Source organism: Alteromonas sp. G4i35, from assembly GCF_054960375.1.
Genome location: NZ_JBHNZD010000006.1, coordinates 99,568 through 120,043 on the forward strand (window position 1 = coordinate 99,568; position 20,476 = coordinate 120,043).

Here is a 20,476-nt window from a genome sequence, read left to right on the forward strand (position 1 = left end):
CATTACGAGCGAATTAGCGCTAATTCTATTTTTTAGACGAACTCTCAAGCGACGCATCGGGTACGTTTTTGATCATCATTTGTTCTTTGCGTTTCATCATCATCTTGGCAAGCCTACGCATGCTCACCGTGGTGTCTTTTTCATCTACGATATCGACACCTAACAAGCGTTCGAGCAGGTCTTCTAGCGTAAGCACCCCTTCTAAACCGCCGTACTCGTCAACCACCAGTAACATATGCACGTGCTTATTGATGAAGTGCTCGAAGGTGACTGACAGCGGCATAGTGTTTAACACGGTAACCATATCTTTTGCGTATTCAGAAAGCGGCTTATCAGTGTTACCTCTGGCTTGTGCCACCAATAAATCAGAACGCATAACAAAGCCGGTAATGTTTTCTGAGTCGCTGTCTTCAAACACAGGGATACGAGAAAATTCTATATTGGCGTGTTTGTGGAAAAAGCCTTCTACCGTCATCGACTCCGACACTTTAAATAGCGCCGTGCGGTGGGTAATCGCATCTTTCACTTTCAGCTCGTGCAAACTTAACAAGCTTTGCAGAAACGCCGCTTCGTGATTCGCTAGCTGACCTTCTTGCCCCGACAACTCTGCCATGGCGTGTAGCTCACTGCGGCTTAACCCGCGAAGTGGACTGTCTTCTTTAAAGCCTTTCGTCATTAGCTCAGACATTTTAACGAACGGCATAAGTACAATTGAAAGGTATTTAAGAAAATATGCAGTTACTGGCGCTAGTGTACGCCAATAGGTTGCACCAAGTGTTTTAGGGATAATCTCAGAAAAAATAAGAATAAGGAGTGTAAGGACTGCTGAAATAACGCCTAGATAGGCGTCACCAAATACTGCTGCCGCTTGCGCACCTGCCCCGGCAGCCCCCATAGTATGAGCAATAGTGTTCAGCGTTAATATTGCTGATAAAGGCGTATTTATATTATCGGTTTGTTTACGTAGTAGCGCACCACTGGCTTTGCCCTCTTTCTCTAACACAGAGATATAAGCGGACGAAACACTCAGAATCACAGCCTCTGCAATGGAGCACAAAAAAGAAAAGCCCAGTGCAATGAAGACGTACACAATAAGTAAAAGCATGTAGTTATTCCAAGCGTCCTTGTAGGTTTAAACGCGTTTTAATTTTAATAAGTTGAACGACTATTATGGATAATAGAGCGGGATATACAAGCGCTCTATGAATATCATTTGAGCGCTTTATTATGAAAGGCATTCGCTGGGCTACTGTTAGCCGCAGCACGCCGAATGTTGCTCTTGGTTATGACGGTGTTGCTGCAGCTTTTTCAGACCCAGCCTTAACATTAACCCCGCCAATAAAATCGCGCATAGCCCATAAATCACCTGAACGTCTGCACCGTGCTCATGAACATGGCTTTGGGTTTTGATCATAGAGGCTTAAGAAAACGAAGCTACTAGGTAGTTCAGTGCGTAACCAAAACCAATACTCGCAGAGATAACACTGAAAAGGTAAAGCACTAACGTTCGCGTGCCCATTTCTTGTTTGATCATTCCCATCGTTGATACGTTAGTGGCGGGTCCCGCCATTAAAAACACTAAAACAGCACCGGGCGATAGCCCCGCCGCAAGAAACCCAACCGCGAGTGGCGTTGATGCTGTAGCACATATGTACATAGGAATGCCGATTAGCGCCATCACTAGCATGGCGACCACGCCATCACCCCATTGCGTTAAAAAGTCGGTGGGTACCCACGTTTTAATTGCCGCGGCAAGTGCTAATCCAATTAATAACCATATCACAATGTCTTCAAGTAACTTGCCACTGGCATATGAAAGCACGCTTGTGATTTTCGAAGGCGAAGACTCTTGTTTGGGCTTGTCTGTGCTTTCGTGGTTATGAGCATGTGTTTTTTCGCTTGCACAACAGGACGTGCTGGCCTGTATTTGCGGCTCTGGTTTAGGTGCTTGCTTTGAACCACAGCACGATGACTGCGTCGCCTCAGATTGTCGTTGTTGAGCCTCTTCTGCTTCTGCGAAAAAACGCACCATCAATCCAGCATAAATAGCGCTTGTAATGGCCGCGATGGGTCTAACAATGGCATACAACGGTCCAAGCAATGCGTAGGACACAGAAACACTGTCTACGCCAGTCTCGGGCGTAGACACTAAAAACGAGATAGTGGAAGATTTGGATGCACCGCTACGCCTAAGCCCAAGTGCCGCTGGGATAACGCCGCAAGAGCACAGAGGTAAAGGCGCACCAATAACCGCGGCCTTTGTAATTGAGCCAAACGATGAGCTGCCCATGTGCTTTTCCAAAAACGAAACGGGTACCAATTCGTGCATGATACCCGCCACCAGCAAACCGAGAAGTAACCAAGGCGCGGATTCAACGAAAAGTGCTAGGAAATTTTGTCCAAGTAAAATGATATCTGACACAAAGCCTCACAGGTTATTTTGTTGAAAGGTCACGTTGAAGAACGCGGCTTTTGACAACAAAAATAACGGTGTTTTAGAACGGTAAGTATAATAACAGATATGCTGTATGACAGAAAATCAGCAAAACTGATTAACCTGATTTATGCGAGTGCGTTTTGCTTTTAAAGGAAAGAAAAATGGCCAGTACAAATGCACTGGCCGAATGTTGACTGTCTCGAAAGTGTAATTTTAAACCACGAGGTCAACCATGAAAGTTTTTGTCGCTAGTGACTTATCCGTTGGCTTGCTCTTTTTTAAGCTTCGATTCCTTTTTGAGTTTTGACACCACAGAAAAAGCTTCAAGCATAACAAGCACAGACACAATAAGTACTACTGCGTCTAAGAATACCAATAGATAGTTACCTTCAACGTAGTATTCTTTAAGTTTAATAAGCCCAGCAAAGAAGGCCATAATCAGTACAAACACCATTGGAATCAGCGTATATTTCGCTGGTCGACCTAATTTAATCAGCATAACCGAGATTACTAACAGGGTTAAACTGGCTAGTATCTGGTTAGTAGAACCGAATAACGGCCAAATAATCATACCGCCACTGCCTGACGCACCACCTGCACCGAAGGCCAGCAATAAACAACATCCAACAGCTACGAGCGTTGCAACCACGCCGTTCTTAAGTGCACCAATTGAATAGATATCGCCCCATTCTTGGATTATGTAGCGCTGCAGACGCACGCCCGAATCCATGGTGGTGCCAGCAAATAGAACAACCATTACCGCAAGGATCGTTGACGAGAAATCTACCGGCAACCCCCAACCCTGCTGAATTAGGTTCGCACCACCAGTGATAAATGCACCCACGCTACCCGCACCCAAGTGGCTGTATACTTCGTGCCATTCTTCGGGAGAAGCTGCAAACGCAACGCCGCTCACAGCAACAATGGTAATAAGTGCCAGTGAACCTTCACCGACCGCGCCTAGGTAACCAACAAAGCGTGCATCGGTCTCTTTGTCTAGCTGCTTAGAGCTGGTACCTGAAGACACAATACCGTGAAAACCAGAAACAGCGCCACACGCTATAGTAACGAACAACAGCGGGATTAGACTTGGAGAATCGACAGCGGTTTGAGCGTTAAACGCTGGCGCCGTGATATCCGGCATAGCAAAGAACACTGCACCATAAAGCAGGAACAAGCCAACAAGTAACTGCATACCGTTAATGAAATCACGAGGCTGTAACAGCATCCAAACTGGTAACAGCGATGCAATAGCGGCGTAAATAAATAAGATAATGATCCAGTTTGCTTTATCTGCTAAACCAAACATGGTTTCCGGCAGACTTAGTGGGATATAACTGCCCGCATACACCGATGCGTAAAGCACAATAATCCCCACAATACACAAGGGTATGAGGCTGAAATTACGTTTAAGCAATTGACCTATGACTAATGCAACTGCGATTGCCATCCAAGCTGGGAATACCGCATTGGGTTGGGAGACAAAAGAGTTCGCGATAACCACGCCAAATACCGCATTAACCATTAAGAGTACTAGGAAGATCACTATCATAAATAGTGAACGAGAGCGTTTTCCGATGACGGTCTCAGACAGCGCGCCCATTGATTTGCCTTTGTGGCGTGCGCTGGCCCATAAGGCGCCCATATCGTGCACACCGGCAAATAATATCGTACCGAACACAACCCAAAGTACCGCAGGAACCCATCCCCAGTAGACAGCAATAGCTGGACCTACGATGGGTGCTGCCCCCGCCACGGAAGTGAAATGGTGCCCCCACAATACAACTTTATTGGTGGGAACATAGTCCACCCCATCTTTCATTGTATGGGCTGGTGTTACAAAACTATCATCCAACTTAAATATACGGCTCGCAATAAACTTCGAATATACGAACCAACCGAGCAACATTCCGATGATGCCCAGTATAACAATGGCAATAGACTGCATACTGTCGTCCTAATTTGTTTTTTCGACAGGCCCTAGGGCCTATTGTTCTTTGGTGTACGAATTTTGGTTTAAACGTACAACAAAGGTCAGCAGCCCCTAGCCTGTTGATTTTCTTATTTTCAGTTCAAACATTACACCAATTATCGGTGGCGAAAGGTCATACCTGAATAAGAAAACACCTATTTAAGGTATGCCCAACGTACTGTTGCGCATATTTAAACATGCGACAAGGCAAGGGCCTGACACATTAGACTAAAGTCTAACTTAAAGTTTGGGATTTAGCTGTAAGGCTTTTGAGGTTTATTAGCGATGATTCAGCGGTGAAACAGGAAAGTGCAAAACAGACATTAATTGCCTGCTGTTCTCCACATTAGTAAAGGTCGCGGTGATAACGTCCTTCGTCAGCTAGCGCATTGTAGGCTTGCGCTTCAAGTATGGACTGCAAAGCCATGTCAACGCCTTGGCCCATTCCCTCAAAATGCCCACAAACGTATACTTGTCCGGTATCGCCTAAGAAGGATTTGACCTCATCTCGCTGCTCAACAAGACGCTGTTGAACATAGCCACCACCTTTCTGTCGGGAGAAAATCACTGACTTTTTGAAAATACAGTCACTATCCTGGAAAGGCGATAGCGTTTTATCAAGCACATCATCTTGCATGGGATGACGTTCGCCAAAAAATATCCAAACTGGCCCAGCGTTCTCAAGCAATGCGCGTTTTGCAAGTTGAGCTCGTACCCCCGCAATGCCGCTACCCGCAGCAATTAATAACAATGGGCACTGAGTATTAGTAATAATAGCGCTGGTATTTTTCCGAATGTAGGCCTGTACTAACTGAGATACAGGTAAATAACGGGTAAGTAATCCAGAACCTAGCCCAAGTTGGCCGTTGTCTTTAACCAGCTGTCGAACTACAAGCTTTACGTCGTGTTCTTGTGGTACCGACGCAATGGTGTAGCTTCGGCTTACAATCGGTGACTGCCCTTGCTGAGGAATAAGGACTTCCAACACGTCTCCCGCTTCCCATTGTTCATGTAATTCTTGTGTCTGATTAGAATGGTCAACGTTCAAAGACAAGCCGAACAGGCCTGGCGACGCTGGGTTTGAAGGTTTGCCCTCAGAGTGGTCAGAGGGTTCGTTTGAAGTCACGCCAGAAGCTAGACTTATTTCATTTAATTGAACTCGGTTTTTCAGTGTGAAAGCATGGGTAGGGTGCTGCTTATCCTGTGGCAACGAACCAAGCAAAGACAAATGCTCACCTTTCCCTGAATCTAATGTCGTTAGCGGAGAAAGCGCACGTGCGCCTAGTGCACTGATATTATCAAACAACGTGACTGCGAATTGGCAAAACGCGGCGTATTGCTTATCGCCTAATCCCACCACTTCAAAAGACAGGTGGGAAAGGTAATCAGATTGATTCGACGACGCTTTTTTTAGCGCTTTACTAAAGGTTCTACCCGCATCAGGGGGTTCGCCTTCACCGTAGGTACTCACAACAAAAATGACTTTCGACACACTACTTAACGTGTTGAGTTTCAAAGATGCCATGGACACTACCGACGTTTGCTCTTGCTGTGATAGCGCCGCGGCCTTTGCGCGGGCAATTTTTTCGGCCGTACCGGTTTGGCTTGCGTATACGACAAGGGTCTCCTCGCCTGATACCGCATAGTTGTATTGCTTTCGATGTTTAAAAAATAACACCGCTACCCACAGCATATACATGCCAATGCTTACTATTGCTATGAGTAGACGGTGTGTTTCTGTCATGTGCTTAACTTTTATGCCGTTGTATTGAAATAGCTAGAAACTTAAGAGGCTGTTGTTCTGTGAGTATTCAAAGAACGTTTACAGCCCCTAGCTGCGCAATAACGTGCGGTTATTACAGCGGAAGTACTTCAAATGTGCCTGAGTAGCTACCGTTACGAGACGTTGCAGGCTTTTGCGCTTTATCGTCTTCATAGCCAATTTCTACAAAGTACATACCGGCTTGCGGCCATGTAATTTCAATCTGACCATTTTTGTCAGACGTGACTTTAATCGTTTCCTGATCATTTCTGTAGCGCATACCACCGCGCACAACTTCCACCTCGGCGCCAACCGCAGGCTCACCGTCAATAAGTAACTTGAAGGTTGCCGTTTCGGTGGCGAATAAATCATTAGGGTGAGTCACTGGCACTAGCTCCAAACCCACGTTATCAGGCGTGAACACCTTATTCGATGGTGCACCAAGAGTAACAAACGTTTCTACACGGCGAGAGCTTTGCATTACGCGAAGATCTTTTGCTTTCTTAGGCACGGCTGTTGCGAACTCTTCCGGCTTATATTCTTCACCACGGCCGGGCCACATCTTGCGCTTGCCTTCTTCATCTCGCCAAAATGCGCGAATACCATTGCTAGCAGACGTCAGTTTGTATGTACCTTCTTTGTTTAATTTCAAATCAAACGTAGTTCGGTACTTACCGCGTGCCATATTTTCTACGTCTACGGCTTCACCTTCTGGTGATTGAACCACTAAGTTACTGGCGTTCATTGCGAAGTGGTCAGGGTGAAAAATAGTATTTGAAATAGCAGCATCAAACGTCACGTAAGCTTCTTCACCTGATAGTACGGTAGAGCTTGGAAGTAACCACGCGCGATGCGCACTGGCTGAAAATGACACGGCAAGTGTTGCTGCTAGCGCAATGGCTGAAGCTTTTACTGATAGTTTTTTCATAATGTCCTCTTATTGGCTCTCTACTGAGTGAGCGTTGAATTAGCGCCTCAGCAGATTAGTCTTCCAGACGCAGTACTACACGCCCAAGTTCTGAATTTCCTTTCACCTCTACCGGTAGTGACGCAGCAGATAGCGGTAATGAAAATGGCAGAGACAGTACTTCTCTTCCGCCTACTTCTCGTGATGCCTCAACGCGAAGCGTGTAATCGCCCTCTGGCAGTTCTGCTAACGCTTTATTTAGCTGCGAATCAAGACTGTAATCGCCTGGGCCTTTTGTTGCACTGGTAAGTCCGTCATAAGGCAAATCAAGGCTTCGTCCACCACGACGCCACCATTGGCGCAAGTCTTTAAGCCACTCTTTCCCTTTGTCTTCACGCATTTCAACGTCGTACCATACGGCGACTTGAGTAGCCTTGCGTTTACTGTCTTCAATCCACACGGCAAGATAAGGTTTGTGATATTCAGCCACATCAAGTTGCGGTAAGGCCACGTCAAGCTTGGCTTGGCTTGCAGCGTGAATAGCGCCAGAGGCAAATGTCATACTTAATAAAGTCGATGCGATAACTGCGCCTTTTCGCATTTTCATGTAAACACTCCTTAAAATTGTGTAGGTAAGTGCCACTAGCGTCGCGCTAGTGCACAAACAGTAAAATAATGACAAACGGGATGAGCACACCGAGCGTAGTAATGGGCCAAGTAGACGCGCGCGTTTTCGAGTGACGCATTAATAGTTGCAGCCCAGTTACGCTAAAAATAATACAGGCAACAGCGAAGATATCGATAAACCAGCGCCAGGCATTTCCCGTGTTCCGCCCTTTATGCAGGTCATTGAAATAAGATATCCATCCTCTATCAACGTTTTCATAAGTTACTGTGCCAAGTTCAGCGTCTACTGCTATCCAACTGTCAGCACCGGGTCCAGGCCAAGCGGCATAAAATTCAATACCATCCCACTCTCCCGTCACCGATGAAGGTAGTGAAATGCCCTCTTGCGACTGCATAAACGCGACGAGTTCGCTTGGAATGGCTATGTCACCGGTGTCCAGAGAAACCAATTGTTCGACAACCAACGGTGGTAGGCTTGATTCAGCTGACGTTACAGTTCTGTTCGCCGGAATGTCTGCAGCGTGATTTAGCGTAATCCCCGTTAGGGCAAATAACATCATCCCGACCAGACAGACTGCGCCACTAATCCAGTGCCATTGGCGGATGCCGCCTAAAGAAAAACTCATAATTTCGTTGCTAACTCTCTGTACTACTCGGTGATATTGATTAATTCAACGGGCTAGATAATACAGATATTTCCACCCTTTTCAATGTAAATGAGATTTATTCTCATTATTGTATTTTTTGCTCAACAACCTTTAAGTATTGCTTCACTTTTCGCGTAAACGAGGCCCCCAAAAAGCGACAAGCAATAGGTAATTACACATCACGGTGTAAAGGGAAGGTAAATAGGTAAACGTTGCTGAAACCATCACGCTTGCAAGCTGTAAAAGCCCTATCCATACCACCACGCCAATTTCGGTCTTCCACACGTCTATGCAGTTCATGAGGCTTATTGCCATAAGCAAATACGCCAAACTATGAAGCACAATTAAAAGTAGTGGTGAAGGTGTACTGGTTAGTCGAGTGATACCGGCATGCTTCTTGTTGCCAAGCGAGAGTAGTAAGAAACTCAAATAAGTAAGCACAAATGCGAACACCACATCCAGAATGACACTCATATTAATGCCTCGCTGTTGTCACCTTGCGGCTTATTTTGGCGAGCTGTGTCTTTTCGCTTTGGTGAAGGTGCGCTGTTTACCCGTTTTGCTTTCACGGCTTTGGCTTTTGTGACGTGGTAAGCAGCATAGCCAAGTACTGCCGCAAGTGTTATGCACATAAGGTCAAAACCCACTCTCAGGCTATCACCATTTGCAACCGCGAAATCTAAGCCTGTTGCTGAGGTGAGGTGGTCAAGCAAAGGGACAAGCGCAAACAACACTGCTGCAAAGCCAAGTTGAATTACCCACCCTTTTTTGTCTCGCCAAATAAACCCTGCAACCACACACACCAGCCATATTGCGAAAAAAACCTTAATTTCCCATAAGCTTCGAGACGTTAGATCAGCAGGAAGTAGTCTATTTACCCAAAAGTAGCCACCGGTCGCACACATTAATCCTGCAATGCTGCCTATATTACTGCCTCTGACCAATTCAAAACCAAACTCTCCAAGCTGCTGCTTTGCCCGTTTCACTACCCACAAAACAGAGCCCGTTCCCACCATAATGGTACCCAGAATACCGGCAAAATATAGTAACCAGCGAGTGAGGGTATCGGCGAAGCGCGCTTGATGTAGCATATCCAAATAGTTATACGTCGCCTGGCTGGCGTTAGCGGCTACTGAGGCTGGGCGCTCGTTAATGACTTCGCCTTGTGCGTTAAATACCAGCGCACTACTTCCTCCACGCCCCGCACTTAACTGCGTTCTGTTGTTCCCACTTAGCGTAAACTGAGCGTTAGCTTTACCCGGGTGAGTAATAGATAGGCTTTCAACCGGCACCTGCCATGTGCGCTCAGCGTGAGCAATCATCGAAGAGATGGGTAAGGCCAATAAGGCATTAATGTCTGGCGAAGCTAGATTTTGCTGCTGCGCATTCTGGCGTACTTCTGTACCTTGAGGACGGTGCCGCACGCGCTCCTCGCTGTTAAAAGGCAATAGCGTGGCGCCTAATAGAATCAAACCAGAAAAGGTGATCATGATATGAAATGGTAGTGCTAATACCGCACTTATGGCGTGCCCATCTATCCAGCTCAGCAGCTTCTTCTTTGGCCTGAACATAAAGAAATCGGCAAAGATTTTTCTGTGCATGATGACGCCGCTGATAATAGCAACAAACATCATCATACTGACTACGCCTACTATCCAGCGTCCAATGGTTCTGTCGATACCGTATAACTCGAAATGAAAACGATAAAGGAAGTTGCCACCGGCCGTTTCCCTTACTTTTATCTCTTCACCCGTGGACGGGTTCAACATGACCCGTGGACCTCGACGACGCTCGTTACCTGCATTAGCGTCGCGCCACGACAAGTCGAGTGTATTCGAGCGCGCATCTGGTAGTGAGAGTTGCCATTCACTTGCATTGGGCGCATTGATCGCAAGATAACGTAAACCGTGCTCTAGCGCCTTTTCGCTGGGTACTGCGGCGTGTTGTTCTGGCTGCATCCAATAGGTTATTTCGGTTCTAAAAAACGACAGCGTACCGGTAAAAAAAATCGCAAAGAGTAACCAACCAACAAGTATCGAGCTCCAAGTATGAAGCCACGTCATAGACTTTCTGACATTCCCTTTCATGTTAAAGCCCTGTACTGATTGAATAAAGACATAAGGCTAACGCAGAGAGCGCTGTCATTATGATGGACGCCTTTTTCGTCGTATCAAAGATGAACGTAAAAAGGATGAAGGTGCAGTAAACACAAAAGAACAGCATTCTTACCAGCACTTCGTGCTCTCGTCCGTCAGCCCCTATAAAATTGGCGATAGCACTGCTTAGCCACGCTGAAAAAGCGTAGCCCAGTGCCACAGCGATCAGCGTTCTAAGTGCGACATCCAATCGTTCACGATTTATGGCGACGCGGTTCACCGTTTGGCTTTTCATATTGTGTTCTTCACTAGGTTTTCTAGTGACTGGATGTTGCCAAGTAAATCAGAACGGGATGGGTACGATTTATAGACTTGTCGTAAAAGCGTAAGTGCATCTTGGTACTGACGCTGATCTATGGCAATTTGCGCACGCCCGAGCATGGCGCGCTGTTTAACGTCGGCGAGTGACTCAGCTCGTAGATAGGTCATTTTGGCACGTTCGACGTTGTTCTGTTGACGATAAAGTGAAGCAAGAGACAACAGCGCCTCTCCATTGTCAGGGGCGTCAGCAATGGCTTTGGTCAAAAGGGAAATTGCCGTTTTGCTTTGCCCTTTGCCCATAGCCAACTGAGCTTTAAGTACATTAAGCGTAGCTGCTTGAGTGGTCGTGAGCTTTTTCACATTGTTGTCAGCAGCTTGCGTTAATTTACCTAAATCAGACCACTGCTCATTAGCCGCTAAGTAAGCCGCTATTTTGGAGTAAGCGTCGAAGCCTTCCCCATCTTTGTCGGTAATGAAAGTCTTCGCATGGGTAGCCAGTATGTCTGCTGCGCGCCGCGGACTGCCGTCAGATACGTGCAATTTAGCCACTGAAATCAAGTTCGACAGCGAGCGGTCACCTAAAGAAAGGGCAGTCTCTAAGCTGCTCAGCGCCTTTACCATGTCACCCTGCTTTAACGCTATTTGTCCCCGTTGGAGCCAAAGCTGCTGATCACTTTCATCATCTACCAACATTTCGCTTAGCAAGCTTTCCGCCTGTGCAAGTGCATTACTTTCAATAAGCGCGAACAATAAGCCTTGATACCATTGCTTGTTTTCAGGTTCGAGCATTAACGCATTTTGATAAGCACCAATAGCGGTGACAGGTTTGCCAAGCTGAACATTGGTATAGGCTAGCTGCCCGAAAAGTTGGGCATCTTGAATACCTAGCTCTACGCTTTTCGTTAAATGAGTGCGTGCTTTGGCCAATTTATCTGTCATTAAATACGCCATGCTCAAACTTCTGTGCGCCGATGGAAGGTTTGGCATAGCATCGATAACGTCCAACAGCACTTTTTCGGCAAGTGAGTAGTTTTTCTCATTCAATAGCACTTGTCCGTAAAGCTCACGCAAGCGTGGACTAAATTGAGAAATATCCTGGGTTGCAAATGCGCTGGCAACGTTTGAATAATTGCCTGCTTGCAAGTCGGCCTGAATGCGCCCGATAAACTCACCTTCTTCACGGGATATACGTTCACGATGATCATCTCTATGATGCTGACGCATGACAAACTGCCAATCGGGTTCTTCCAATTCCACCGTTATTTTCGCACTTACCGGCTTAACAAAAGCCAGCGCGCTCACTACACAGCTGAGGACAGTTACGGCTGTAATCTTGTTTAACATTGTCTCAATCAACCTCTAAATTCTTTAGCTTCTATTTCGCTTTATTGCGATAAAACCAGGCCTTTATAAAGCCTCTATTAAGCTTCTATTAGGCCTCTATAACTACAGGCCAAATAAAACGCGCCTTCACCGCTTCATCTTCTTTGTAGGGCGATGTAAATTTGCTGGCTTTAACAAAACGCATTATTTCTTTATTGAGCTCGTGATGCGGGTTCTCGACAATGTCCATCAGCTTTACGTTGCCGTGTTCGTCAATAATGACGTCGAGCTTTACAATCACCCGCTTGATACCTTGCTTTTTAAGTCGCTTGGGGAAACGTATTTTGACCGGTGTCAGCAAGGTAGGCTTTGAATCCAGTTCGCTTAGCCCAAAGGCGTCCAATTCAATATCAGGCATATCCCATTGGGTTTGGGTCACTTTGACATTTGGCATGTCGGGCTTTGGCACTTGAATATCTGGCTCAACACTTAAATCCGCCATGGTCATGGCTGCGCCACTGCCCTCTACCTGCATAACAAGTTCAGTCTCTTCCACTACATTTTGCGTTTTAGGGGGCGGCGGCGGTGGAGGCGTTACCGCAATGTCTAACTTGCGCACAACCATAGTGTCGGGCTGCAGATTAGACAAAAAGTGTCCTAGCCACATAACGCCGAGCGCACAAACGAGCACCGCACCGCTAAGTAGAGAAGGTTGAAGATTGTATTTCATTGAATTTTGCCTCGTTCGCTATGGCTTCAAAGTGGCGATATTTACCGTGTCGGCACCCGCCAGTTTGGCTTCATCTATGACTTCTACCAGTAATTCAGAGCGAACGGCTTTATCTACCTGAATGACTACTGGGCGTTGTTCTTTCATCAACAATTGCTCAACGGTAGAGCGCACACCGCTCACACCGATATTGGCACTGTCATACACCACTTCACCGGTTCGGGTAATTGCCAGCATAATGGCCATTTGATCGAGCTTTTGTGCTGATATTGCCTGTGGTTTATCTACCTCTACCCCAGTCTCTTTTACAAACACTGTTGAAACGATAAAGAAAATTAAAAGTATAAAAACCACGTCTAGTAGCGGAGACATATCAATGCCTTGCGCTTGCTGGTTTTCAAGGCGTCGCTGTAATCGACTTGCCATGTTTACGCCTCCCTTGCTACGGCACGCTTTACCGCACCATTAACAAACATCAACAAAAGCCAGCCAGGAATAGCCAAGGTTAAGCCAAGCTGAGTGGTAAAAAGTGCATCGGCAATGCCACCAGTGACGACTTGACTATCGACACCTAACGACATCATTCCGGTGAAGCTCACTTGTAGGCCTGCTATTGTTCCTAGCAGGCCCATCAAGGGAAGAGCACTAACCAGCACGGCAGGTACCATTTCTCGCTTTGTTAGCTCTTTCTCTCCATCACGCACTTGGGCTATCTCTTTGCGTGTAGTAAACAACACAAAGATTTGCTGGTAAGCAAACCATGCCACCAGCAGCATTAACCAACACAATGCATTCCCCGCTAGCTGTTCAATCATTAGCTTGCGCTCGCTTGCTTTTGACCATCACTCTTTTGGTCGCTTTTCTCAGCAACGTCAGGCTCGTCATTGCTAAGTACAAGCGCGAAACTTTCGAGCTCTTCGTAGTAATGTCGCGCTTTGCGAGAGAGTACGGCATTTAGAATTAATGCCGGTATGGCCACAACTAAGCCTAACTCTGTCGTAACCAAGGCTTTAGCGATCCCGCCAGAAATAACTTCGGGGTCGCTTGAGCCAAATGCCGTCATCATTCTAAAGGTTTCAATCATGCCGCTTACCGTACCTAGAAGACCTAGCAAGGGTGCAACGGCAGCAGTTACAGCAATGGTACCGTTGTATTTTTCTAGCTTGATTTTGTCTTGCTGGAGTGCAGAAAACAGTTCATCGTCGCGTTCAGTTGGCGTGCTTGCACGCTTAGTTATGTCATACAGCTCGCGCTGCATGCCATCAAAGAAGCCCACACCTGAACTGCCCACCATGTTCACCAGAGCTTTGCCTGATGCTACTTGCTTAACCTTCGGCAAGCGCCATAGCTGAATAACTTTAAACAGTGCGATAAGCGTAGCGAGAAGGGCAAACAAAACGATAGGGATCACCCACACTCCGCCTTTCACAACATGTTCAATTACCCCTTCTGACGCTTGCTCGCGCGTTGCTGCGCGGCCAAGGGTAGGATCTATTTTAATGCTGCCATTGCCGCTGCTTGCCAAGCTTGCAAGGCTTTCGGTATCCGTATCTGAAAAAGTGGACGTAGAGGTAAACAGGTCTTGCTTACGCTCTGCCGTACCCGCAACGTTTTGTGCTTGCGCCAGATACCACGTCACCGGGCCAAGGGTAAGCACTTTTGCTTGGGTCACTTCGCCATTCGCCAGTACAACCTTTCCTGCGCTGAAACTAGGGGTTTGTTGATTGGCAAACTCTTTCGCTTTTTCACCCAGTTTCTGGACTTTGTCAGACAAGCTCATTTCGCTTAATGACAGACTGTCTACACCAGTTTGAAGCAGGAAACGGCTCAACAAATTTTGTTGGAACTCTTGTTGCTCGCTCCAGCTCGATAGGCGATTTTCTAACTGTGAAAGACTAAGGGTTCTTTCGTCCATTTTACGGCGGGCTACCGTGGTTTCATTGCGTAGTTTCATTACCTGCTGTTCAAGCGCACGCAATTCATTAGCCAGCGCTACCCGCTCTTTACTAATTTTGCTTTCGGTGCGATCCAGACGCGCTTTCGCCTCTTTAATATTGGCCAGCATGCTATCTTCAGGCGCTGCCACTGCCGGTACACAAACCACAGCAGCACACAAAGCAACACATGCTGCGATGAGAGAGGATCTCAACATTGGATTAAATGCTGTGAGAACGTGAGATAAGCATTTCATTCGCTTTCTCCTTTAGCCAGCGTAAGTGGTAAAGAAACAAAATCAGGTTCATGCTTTTTCTCAAAAATAGCGACGGCAAGCGCTACCGATTCGCTATCGACATTGTCACTAAATTGCCACTGCCACTCGCCATTTTTAACGTGACCGACCCCCTGATATTGACCATCGGCGTTGGTAAACCACGCATAGCTGCTGCCAACAAAGAACTGCTTAACTAATACATCTTTGTCATCGGGAGCACGCATTACGGTTTCGTTAACCAGAAGTTTGCTATTGAATTGCGCAAGGGATGAAAGTTTTGCAAGGGTGACCTGAAGCTTATTTGACGTGTCGGCGTCAGCCGCTAATTCGGCTTGCTCTTTATCCCACGTCTGGCGAATAATTTCAGGCAGCGACGAGTAAAGGCTGTCTACTTGACCTATTACTCCAGTCAATGCACGCTCTACCCCACCCTGTTGTGCTTCAAGCTCACTTTGCTCAGAAAGCAGTGCTTCTCGCTGGGCTTCTACGTCGGTGGTTGCAGCCTTACTTTCGTCAATCATACTCTGCAGCTGAGTACGTTCAGCTTTAAGCAGTTGAATACGCTGACGCAATGCAGGCTCTGATTCACGCCACTCGTTTTCTAGCTTTTGCGTCTGGCGCTCAATGCTAATCCACTTTTCAGTGAGCCCGTCGATATCGCTGGCTTTTGTTGCTGCCATCACAATACCTGATGAGGCCACGGCAAGTGATACCAGTAAAAAAGAAAGCGCTGCACTTCTTTTAACTTTCATTCAAATCCCTTACATCTCTTAGCTGAATTAATGAGATTGCCGGCACGTCGATATCGCTATCGAGGCCGGCATTTTTAATGTCTTGTTACTGCTTGCTAAGTATTAGAACTGGTAAGTAGCAGACAACAAGAAGCTTCTTTCTGGTTCATTGAAAGTATTCGCCCCTGCGTTAGATGCTTGTGTACCTTCACGCTTAACGCTTTCGTTAAACAAGTTCTTAACCGACACGTTGAAGCTTAAGTTTTCGTCGAACGCGTAAATGGCGTTAATGTTGGTGATGGTATAGGCTTCGCGATCATCAGCTTCGATAACGGCGCCCGAATTAACGCTGGCCGTAGGGCTTTCTGTCTCACCATAGTGTTGAGCGCTAAGCACAAGCTCAAGTGCATCGGTGGCTTGCCAGCTTATTAGCGAGTTCACTGTGTAGTCAGGAACGATAGATAATGGCTGGCCAGTAGATTTATCCTCTGACTCAAGCATCACGGTAAAGTTGGTCGACCACTCAATAGTGCTGGTTACAGGGAACAACAAGTTACCTTCAAGGCCAGAAATAACCGCTTCAGGAACGTTAAACCACTGGAATACCTGAACGTTTGCCTCGCCACCTTCTTCGCCAGGTAACACATACTCTGGCGGTACATTACCGGTGCCAATTTTGTCTTTATAGTCGTTGTGGAAGTAAGTAATACCCGCGTTCAAACCCTCTTCGTTGGTGTAGTTAACACCAATTTCTTTGTTTACTGAGGTTTCGTGCTCTAGGTCAGGGTTTCCTAGAATGTGACACCCGCCACCTAGGTTAGAGAAGTCAACTGGGCAACCATTACCTCGTGTGTAGTACACGTAGTTAGGGTTTAATTGATAGAGATTTGGTGCTTTAAAAGCACGGCTAATACCACCTTGAACCACAATATTAGGCGATGCCTGCCATGATGCATTCAAGCTCGGGCTAAGGTTTGTACCCGCTTTGCTGTGATCATCAAAACGCAGTCCAGGCGTAAGCGTGATTGAATCCGTTAGCATGATGTTGTCTTCAACATACACACCTACAAGCGTGGCGTCGGTTTCAGATGGACGATTTTCTGGGTCAGTCTCTACACCAGGAATAGTGCCGTCATCAACCACGTTCAGAGAAAGCTGATTGCTAACTGAATCGTCTAGGGTCTCTTTGCGGTATTCCGCACCAAACGTTGCGGTTTGATTGAAGCCGCCTAACGTTAAAGGCACATTCCACTCGGTCTTTGCGGTAATGTTCTCTAACTTGATGGTGGTCATTTCAAGGCTATTAATACGCCCTTCAGTTCCACCGGCCGCACCTTCACCTAAACGGCTGTTAGACGTGCTTTCGTATTGGATGTAGCTAAATGAGTCGCCGAAGTCATATTCGCCGTTGTGTGTTACGCCGAACGTACGACGGTGCATTACTAGTGTTTCTTCACCAATTAGGCTCTGAGCATCAGTTTCTGCCAGGTCTTCAGGTTCAGGTATGATGACGTTGCCGTTTTCATCAACGGGGTAGCTTACGCCTTGAAATGCATTGTCACCGGCATAGCGGTTGCCTTGGCGGCTATAGGCTGCTTCAAAGTCCCAGCGATTAATTTCATCTTGGTCGAATCGAACAAGAGTACGCACGTCGATGTTTTCAACACCTTCACGTCCTGCACCTACCGCTTTTGCTGTACCGCCGCGGCCCGTTGTTACGTCTGTTGCGTCTAAATTTACGCGTGGGTCGTCAGCGTCCTGTTCGTTGTAGTTAACAATAGTGCGGTGAGAGAAGCGCTCAGATAAAGGCGCACTTGTTACTAGGTTAAAACGACGGTTGTCGCCTTCGTATTTATTTGAAGAAAGCTCGGTCTGAGCGGTGATAGAGGTAGAAGCTTCATCAGGAGACTTAGTGATAATATTGATAACACCACCTGATGCGCCAGAGCCATAGCGAGCCGCTGCTGGACCACGAATAACTTCAATGCTCTCAATCGCTTCAGCTGGAACCCAGTTGCTGTCGCCCTGTGTGTTTCGCTCGCCTGAACGGCCCATTTTTACAGAGTTACGCGACAACACTGGCTTGCCGTCAATTAAAATAAGCGTATTTTCTGGACCCATTCCGCGAATGTCGATTTGACGTTTGTTGCCATACTGTCCTAAGCTTGAGTTACCTGTAAGGTTGATACCCGGCATGGTTCTTACAATTTCAGCAATATCGTTAGTGACAGGACGACGTTTGAAATCTTCTTCCGTAATGATAGACACGCCTTGGGCTTGCTTCAGCTCTTCAGACGCAGATTGCACAACGGTGGTGTCGAGCGTTTCTATCTCTTCGCTTTGCGCCAGCACACCCGCTGACAACATGGGAAACAGGGTTCCTAACAAAATAATGCGCTTACCATTTACAGGCATTTGATAATCCTTAATGTGTTGAGTGTTGGCCAGCCAGTGGCTCGCCATTTCAAAATGTTGTGTCTTGTTACGCGCGGCTTAACTTCATAAATGGCTCTAACGCCAAACATGAGCAAAGCACTAACTATTTGAGTTAGGGCAATTGGTGTGATTATTGTTATTCCAAGAAAGAATGCCCAAAAGTGAGACTATCCGTAGAAACTTGCATCCCCTGTCTGTCATAGGGAATTTTCATCGCTTTATTTCTCTTCTTATTTGCAAGAAGTGGCTAATCGTGCTCAAATCGCACTGCATCTTAATGACAATTATTATCATTTGCAATTTAATTAATATTGAAAGGCTTTTTACTTTCTTTACATAAAACTGACGAATATGCTTAAAACACCGCTAAATACAATTCCTAAAACCCTTGCAGCACTGTCTGATTACGAGAACCTGGCTCGGGAGCGACTAACTCCACAATCGTGGGCGTATATTGCCGGTGGCTCTGCAGATGAATTGTCGATGCGAAGAAATCGAGAAAAACTAGACGACCTGTGTTTACTTCCCCGCGCTTTGAAAGATGTCAAACTGGGGGGAACTAAAACCACCTTGTTAGGGCAGCAGTTTGAACACCCTATAATTTCAGGGCCTGTTGCTTATCAAGCGTTAGCGCATCCCGATGGTGAGATTGCGACGGCGATGGCAACACAAGCTCAAGGCGGCTTATGGGTGATGAGCACACTAGCCAGTTGCTCCTTTGAAGATATATCTAATCAGGTGGAAAGCCCCCGCTGGTTTCAACTCTATGTTCAACCTACCCGTTCACAAACTCTAGAACTCATACAAAAAGCAGAGCACTTTCAGTTTTCAGCATTGGTAATCACCATCGATGCGCCAATTAACGGCTTGCGAAACCGTGAGCAGAGAACTGAATTTTCGCTCCCTCCAAATGTGCGCGCGGTCAATATAGATACGCCTCCTCCCTTAGCACCCCCTGGAGAAGGCAAGAGCGTGGTATTTCAAGGGCTTATGGCACAGGCTCCTATATGGGAAGATATTGCTTTTATCCAGCAACACACGTCATTGCCCATTGTGTTGAAAGGTATTCTTAATCCACTGGACGCTCAAAAAGCAGCGGAACTTGGCGTAGCGGGTATTGTAGTGTCGAATCACGGCGGCCGTGCTTTGGACAGCGTGCCTTCACCGGTAGAAATGCTTCCTATTATTCGCCAAACGGTTGGTGATGAAATGATGGTACTGGCCGACAGCGGTGTGCGCAGAGGCGCTGATGTGGTAAAGCTCATGGCACTGGGTGCTAACGCCGTGCTTATTGGTCGGCCTCTGATGTACGGGTTAGCCACGGCGGGGGCATTAGGTGTTGCTCACACTATTCGATTGTTGAGAGACGAGCTTGAAATGACAATGGCGCTTTGCGGCGTAGGCTCCATAGAAGAAATAAATAAGCACTGTTTATGGCCCACAGCTTAGTCAATTTCTTAGAAAATTTCACCGCGCAAACACGCATTACTTGCAGGTCTTTAAGCTTAGGTTTCACTCCACTGTCTTAACAGATTGTGATACACACCCGAAAGCCTGACAATTTCAGCGTTATTAGGCGTCTCGGCGCTAAGTGCCTGAATACTCATATCTAAGTCGTACAGAATACGGCGTTGTTCAGCACTTCTTACTAAACTCTGCATCCGAAAAAAGGACGCGAGTCGACGGCCTTTTGTAACTGGCGTCACTCTATGTAAGCTGGTCGAGGGATACATCACCATATCGCCCGCAGCGAACTTTACACGTTGTTCTCCATAGGTATCTTGGATTACGAGTTCTCCCCCTTCATATTCTTCGGGCTCACTAAGAAAAACCGTCATTGAGATATCCGTACGAACCTTTACAGCAGTTCCTGCCACTCGCCTAATGGTATTGTCGATATGATCGCCAAACTCTCCTTCACTCTGATAGCAGTTGAACATGGGAGGGTATATTTTGTTTGGTAATCCTGCTGCAAGAATATGCTGCGACTGACCCATCAAGCTCAAAATGAAATCTCCGAGCTGACGTGCCGTGGGAGAATCTTCAGGCAACTGCAGGTTTTTCTTAGCATGTAACGCTAAATGCCCCGCTGTTACAGCGCCATCAACCCAATCGGCTTTCTCAAGAAGCGACACCGCATCGGTGACTTCTTGTTTGGTAAGGAAGTTCTCAATTCTAACCAGCATGATGTTCCCATTGTGGCAAAGCGAGTAAAATATAAAAAACCAGCCAGAGGTCTTTTTACCTAAGACTGGTTTTATAATAACGAATACTC

18 protein-coding genes and 1 pseudogene are annotated in these 20,476 nt (G+C 46.7%); 1 reads left to right on the top strand and 18 read right to left on the bottom strand.

What is annotated here, in order from left to right; translation table 11 throughout:
- Positions 1-25: 25 nt before the first annotated feature.
- From ACFI6L_RS05060 to ACFI6L_RS05140, 17 genes and pseudogenes are all read right to left on the bottom strand, one after another.
- On the bottom strand, positions 26-1,105 hold the full coding sequence (locus ACFI6L_RS05060) for a CNNM domain-containing protein (protein WP_014951013.1): 1,080 nt from the start codon (positions 1,103-1,105) through the stop codon (positions 26-28).
- A gap of 147 nt (positions 1,106-1,252) precedes the next feature.
- Positions 1,253-2,422, bottom strand: a pseudogene (locus ACFI6L_RS05065) (SO_0444 family Cu/Zn efflux transporter).
- 271 nt (positions 2,423-2,693) lie between these two features.
- Positions 2,694-4,385: a carbon starvation CstA family protein gene (locus ACFI6L_RS05070; protein WP_014951015.1), complete on the bottom strand. Its 1,692-nt coding sequence runs from the start codon at positions 4,383-4,385 to the stop codon at positions 2,694-2,696.
- Between the two features lie 370 nt (positions 4,386-4,755).
- Positions 4,756-6,153, bottom strand: coding sequence for a flavodoxin domain-containing protein (locus tag ACFI6L_RS05075; protein WP_462573544.1), 1,398 nt, complete (start codon positions 6,151-6,153; stop codon positions 4,756-4,758).
- A 112-nt stretch (positions 6,154-6,265) separates the two neighbouring features.
- Complete coding sequence (locus ACFI6L_RS05080; protein WP_014951017.1) at positions 6,266-7,099, bottom strand: DUF4198 domain-containing protein; 834 nt, start codon at positions 7,097-7,099, stop codon at positions 6,266-6,268.
- A gap of 55 nt (positions 7,100-7,154) precedes the next feature.
- Positions 7,155-7,685 (bottom strand): DUF2271 domain-containing protein, encoded by a 531-nt coding sequence (locus ACFI6L_RS05085; RefSeq protein ID WP_014977604.1) that lies wholly within the window; start codon positions 7,683-7,685, stop codon positions 7,155-7,157.
- Positions 7,686-7,731: 46 nt separating this feature from the next.
- Positions 7,732-8,331, bottom strand: a complete 600-nt coding sequence (locus ACFI6L_RS05090) for a PepSY-associated TM helix domain-containing protein (protein ID WP_039227019.1) — start codon at positions 8,329-8,331, stop codon at positions 7,732-7,734.
- A 144-nt stretch (positions 8,332-8,475) separates the two neighbouring features.
- Entirely contained in the window at positions 8,476-8,826 is a 351-nt protein-coding gene (locus ACFI6L_RS05095; RefSeq protein WP_462573545.1) for a DUF3325 domain-containing protein, read from the bottom strand.
- The gene (locus ACFI6L_RS05100) at positions 8,823-10,439 is read right to left on the bottom strand and encodes a PepSY-associated TM helix domain-containing protein (protein ID WP_348670751.1); all 1,617 of its coding nucleotides are present in this window, start codon (positions 10,437-10,439) and stop codon (positions 8,823-8,825) included. Before ACFI6L_RS05100 ends, ACFI6L_RS05095 begins: the two co-directional genes overlap by 4 nt.
- Before the next feature lies 1 nt (position 10,440).
- Complete coding sequence (locus tag ACFI6L_RS05105) at positions 10,441-10,743, bottom strand: hypothetical protein (RefSeq protein ID WP_049589007.1); 303 nt, start codon at positions 10,741-10,743, stop codon at positions 10,441-10,443.
- Complete coding sequence (locus ACFI6L_RS05110; RefSeq protein WP_156087048.1) at positions 10,740-12,113, bottom strand: tetratricopeptide repeat protein; 1,374 nt, start codon at positions 12,111-12,113, stop codon at positions 10,740-10,742. The genes ACFI6L_RS05105 and ACFI6L_RS05110 overlap by 4 nt, the downstream gene beginning before the upstream one ends.
- Positions 12,114-12,201: 88 nt before the next feature.
- A complete protein-coding gene (locus ACFI6L_RS05115; protein WP_462573546.1) occupies positions 12,202-12,822 on the bottom strand; it encodes an energy transducer TonB in 621 nt (206 codons plus the stop codon).
- Between the two features lie 18 nt (positions 12,823-12,840).
- Positions 12,841-13,248 carry an ExbD/TolR family protein gene (locus ACFI6L_RS05120; protein ID WP_014951024.1) on the bottom strand — a complete coding sequence of 136 codons (408 nt, stop codon included), beginning with the start codon at positions 13,246-13,248 and terminating at the stop codon, positions 12,841-12,843.
- Positions 13,249-13,250: 2 nt separating this feature from the next.
- Entirely contained in the window at positions 13,251-13,637 is a 387-nt protein-coding gene (locus ACFI6L_RS05125; RefSeq protein ID WP_014951025.1) for a MotA/TolQ/ExbB proton channel family protein, read from the bottom strand.
- Positions 13,637-15,013, bottom strand: a complete 1,377-nt coding sequence (locus ACFI6L_RS05130; protein ID WP_427270400.1) for a MotA/TolQ/ExbB proton channel family protein — start codon at positions 15,011-15,013, stop codon at positions 13,637-13,639. Before ACFI6L_RS05130 ends, ACFI6L_RS05125 begins: the two co-directional genes overlap by 1 nt.
- Positions 15,010-15,786, bottom strand: a complete 777-nt coding sequence (locus ACFI6L_RS05135) for a DUF3450 family protein (protein ID WP_427270401.1) — start codon at positions 15,784-15,786, stop codon at positions 15,010-15,012. Before ACFI6L_RS05135 ends, ACFI6L_RS05130 begins: the two co-directional genes overlap by 4 nt.
- A 102-nt stretch (positions 15,787-15,888) precedes the next feature.
- Positions 15,889-18,180 (bottom strand): FepA family TonB-dependent siderophore receptor, encoded by a 2,292-nt coding sequence (locus ACFI6L_RS05140; protein WP_462573547.1) that lies wholly within the window; start codon positions 18,178-18,180, stop codon positions 15,889-15,891.
- 372 nt (positions 18,181-18,552) lie between these two features.
- On the opposite strand from ACFI6L_RS05140, the gene ACFI6L_RS05145 reads away from it, so the two are divergent.
- Complete coding sequence (locus ACFI6L_RS05145; protein ID WP_462573548.1) at positions 18,553-19,650, top strand: alpha-hydroxy acid oxidase; 1,098 nt, start codon at positions 18,553-18,555, stop codon at positions 19,648-19,650.
- A 56-nt stretch (positions 19,651-19,706) separates the two neighbouring features.
- On the opposite strand, the gene ACFI6L_RS05150 is transcribed toward ACFI6L_RS05145, so the two are convergent.
- Positions 19,707-20,387, bottom strand: coding sequence for a Fe2+-dependent dioxygenase (locus ACFI6L_RS05150; protein ID WP_462573549.1), 681 nt, complete (start codon positions 20,385-20,387; stop codon positions 19,707-19,709).
- Positions 20,388-20,476: the final 89 nt, after the last annotated feature.

Bases quoted from the DNA above. Each gene is read 5' to 3' on its own strand.
- ACFI6L_RS05060 (WP_014951013.1), bottom strand. From the start codon at position 1,105: ATGCTTTTACTTATTGTGTACGTCTTCATTGCACTGGGCTTTTCTTTT.
- ACFI6L_RS05070 (WP_014951015.1), bottom strand. From the start codon at position 4,385: ATGCAGTCTATTGCCATTGTTATACTGGGCATCATCGGAATGTTGCTC.
- ACFI6L_RS05075 (WP_462573544.1), bottom strand. From the start codon at position 6,153: ATGACAGAAACACACCGTCTACTCATAGCAATAGTAAGCATTGGCATG.
- ACFI6L_RS05080 (WP_014951017.1), bottom strand. From the start codon at position 7,099: ATGAAAAAACTATCAGTAAAAGCTTCAGCCATTGCGCTAGCAGCAACA.
- ACFI6L_RS05085 (WP_014977604.1), bottom strand. From the start codon at position 7,685: ATGAAAATGCGAAAAGGCGCAGTTATCGCATCGACTTTATTAAGTATG.
- ACFI6L_RS05090 (WP_039227019.1), bottom strand. From the start codon at position 8,331: ATGAGTTTTTCTTTAGGCGGCATCCGCCAATGGCACTGGATTAGTGGC.
- ACFI6L_RS05095 (WP_462573545.1), bottom strand. From the start codon at position 8,826: ATGAGTGTCATTCTGGATGTGGTGTTCGCATTTGTGCTTACTTATTTG.
- ACFI6L_RS05100 (WP_348670751.1), bottom strand. From the start codon at position 10,439: ATGAAAGGGAATGTCAGAAAGTCTATGACGTGGCTTCATACTTGGAGC.
- ACFI6L_RS05105 (WP_049589007.1), bottom strand. From the start codon at position 10,743: ATGAAAAGCCAAACGGTGAACCGCGTCGCCATAAATCGTGAACGATTG.
- ACFI6L_RS05110 (WP_156087048.1), bottom strand. From the start codon at position 12,113: ATGTTAAACAAGATTACAGCCGTAACTGTCCTCAGCTGTGTAGTGAGC.
- ACFI6L_RS05115 (WP_462573546.1), bottom strand. From the start codon at position 12,822: ATGAAATACAATCTTCAACCTTCTCTACTTAGCGGTGCGGTGCTCGTT.
- ACFI6L_RS05120 (WP_014951024.1), bottom strand. From the start codon at position 13,248: ATGGCAAGTCGATTACAGCGACGCCTTGAAAACCAGCAAGCGCAAGGC.
- ACFI6L_RS05125 (WP_014951025.1), bottom strand. From the start codon at position 13,637: ATGATTGAACAGCTAGCGGGGAATGCATTGTGTTGGTTAATGCTGCTG.
- ACFI6L_RS05130 (WP_427270400.1), bottom strand. From the start codon at position 15,013: ATGAAATGCTTATCTCACGTTCTCACAGCATTTAATCCAATGTTGAGA.
- ACFI6L_RS05135 (WP_427270401.1), bottom strand. From the start codon at position 15,786: ATGAAAGTTAAAAGAAGTGCAGCGCTTTCTTTTTTACTGGTATCACTT.
- ACFI6L_RS05140 (WP_462573547.1), bottom strand. From the start codon at position 18,180: ATGCCTGTAAATGGTAAGCGCATTATTTTGTTAGGAACCCTGTTTCCC.
- ACFI6L_RS05145 (WP_462573548.1), top strand. From the start codon at position 18,553: ATGCTTAAAACACCGCTAAATACAATTCCTAAAACCCTTGCAGCACTG.
- ACFI6L_RS05150 (WP_462573549.1), bottom strand. From the start codon at position 20,387: ATGCTGGTTAGAATTGAGAACTTCCTTACCAAACAAGAAGTCACCGAT.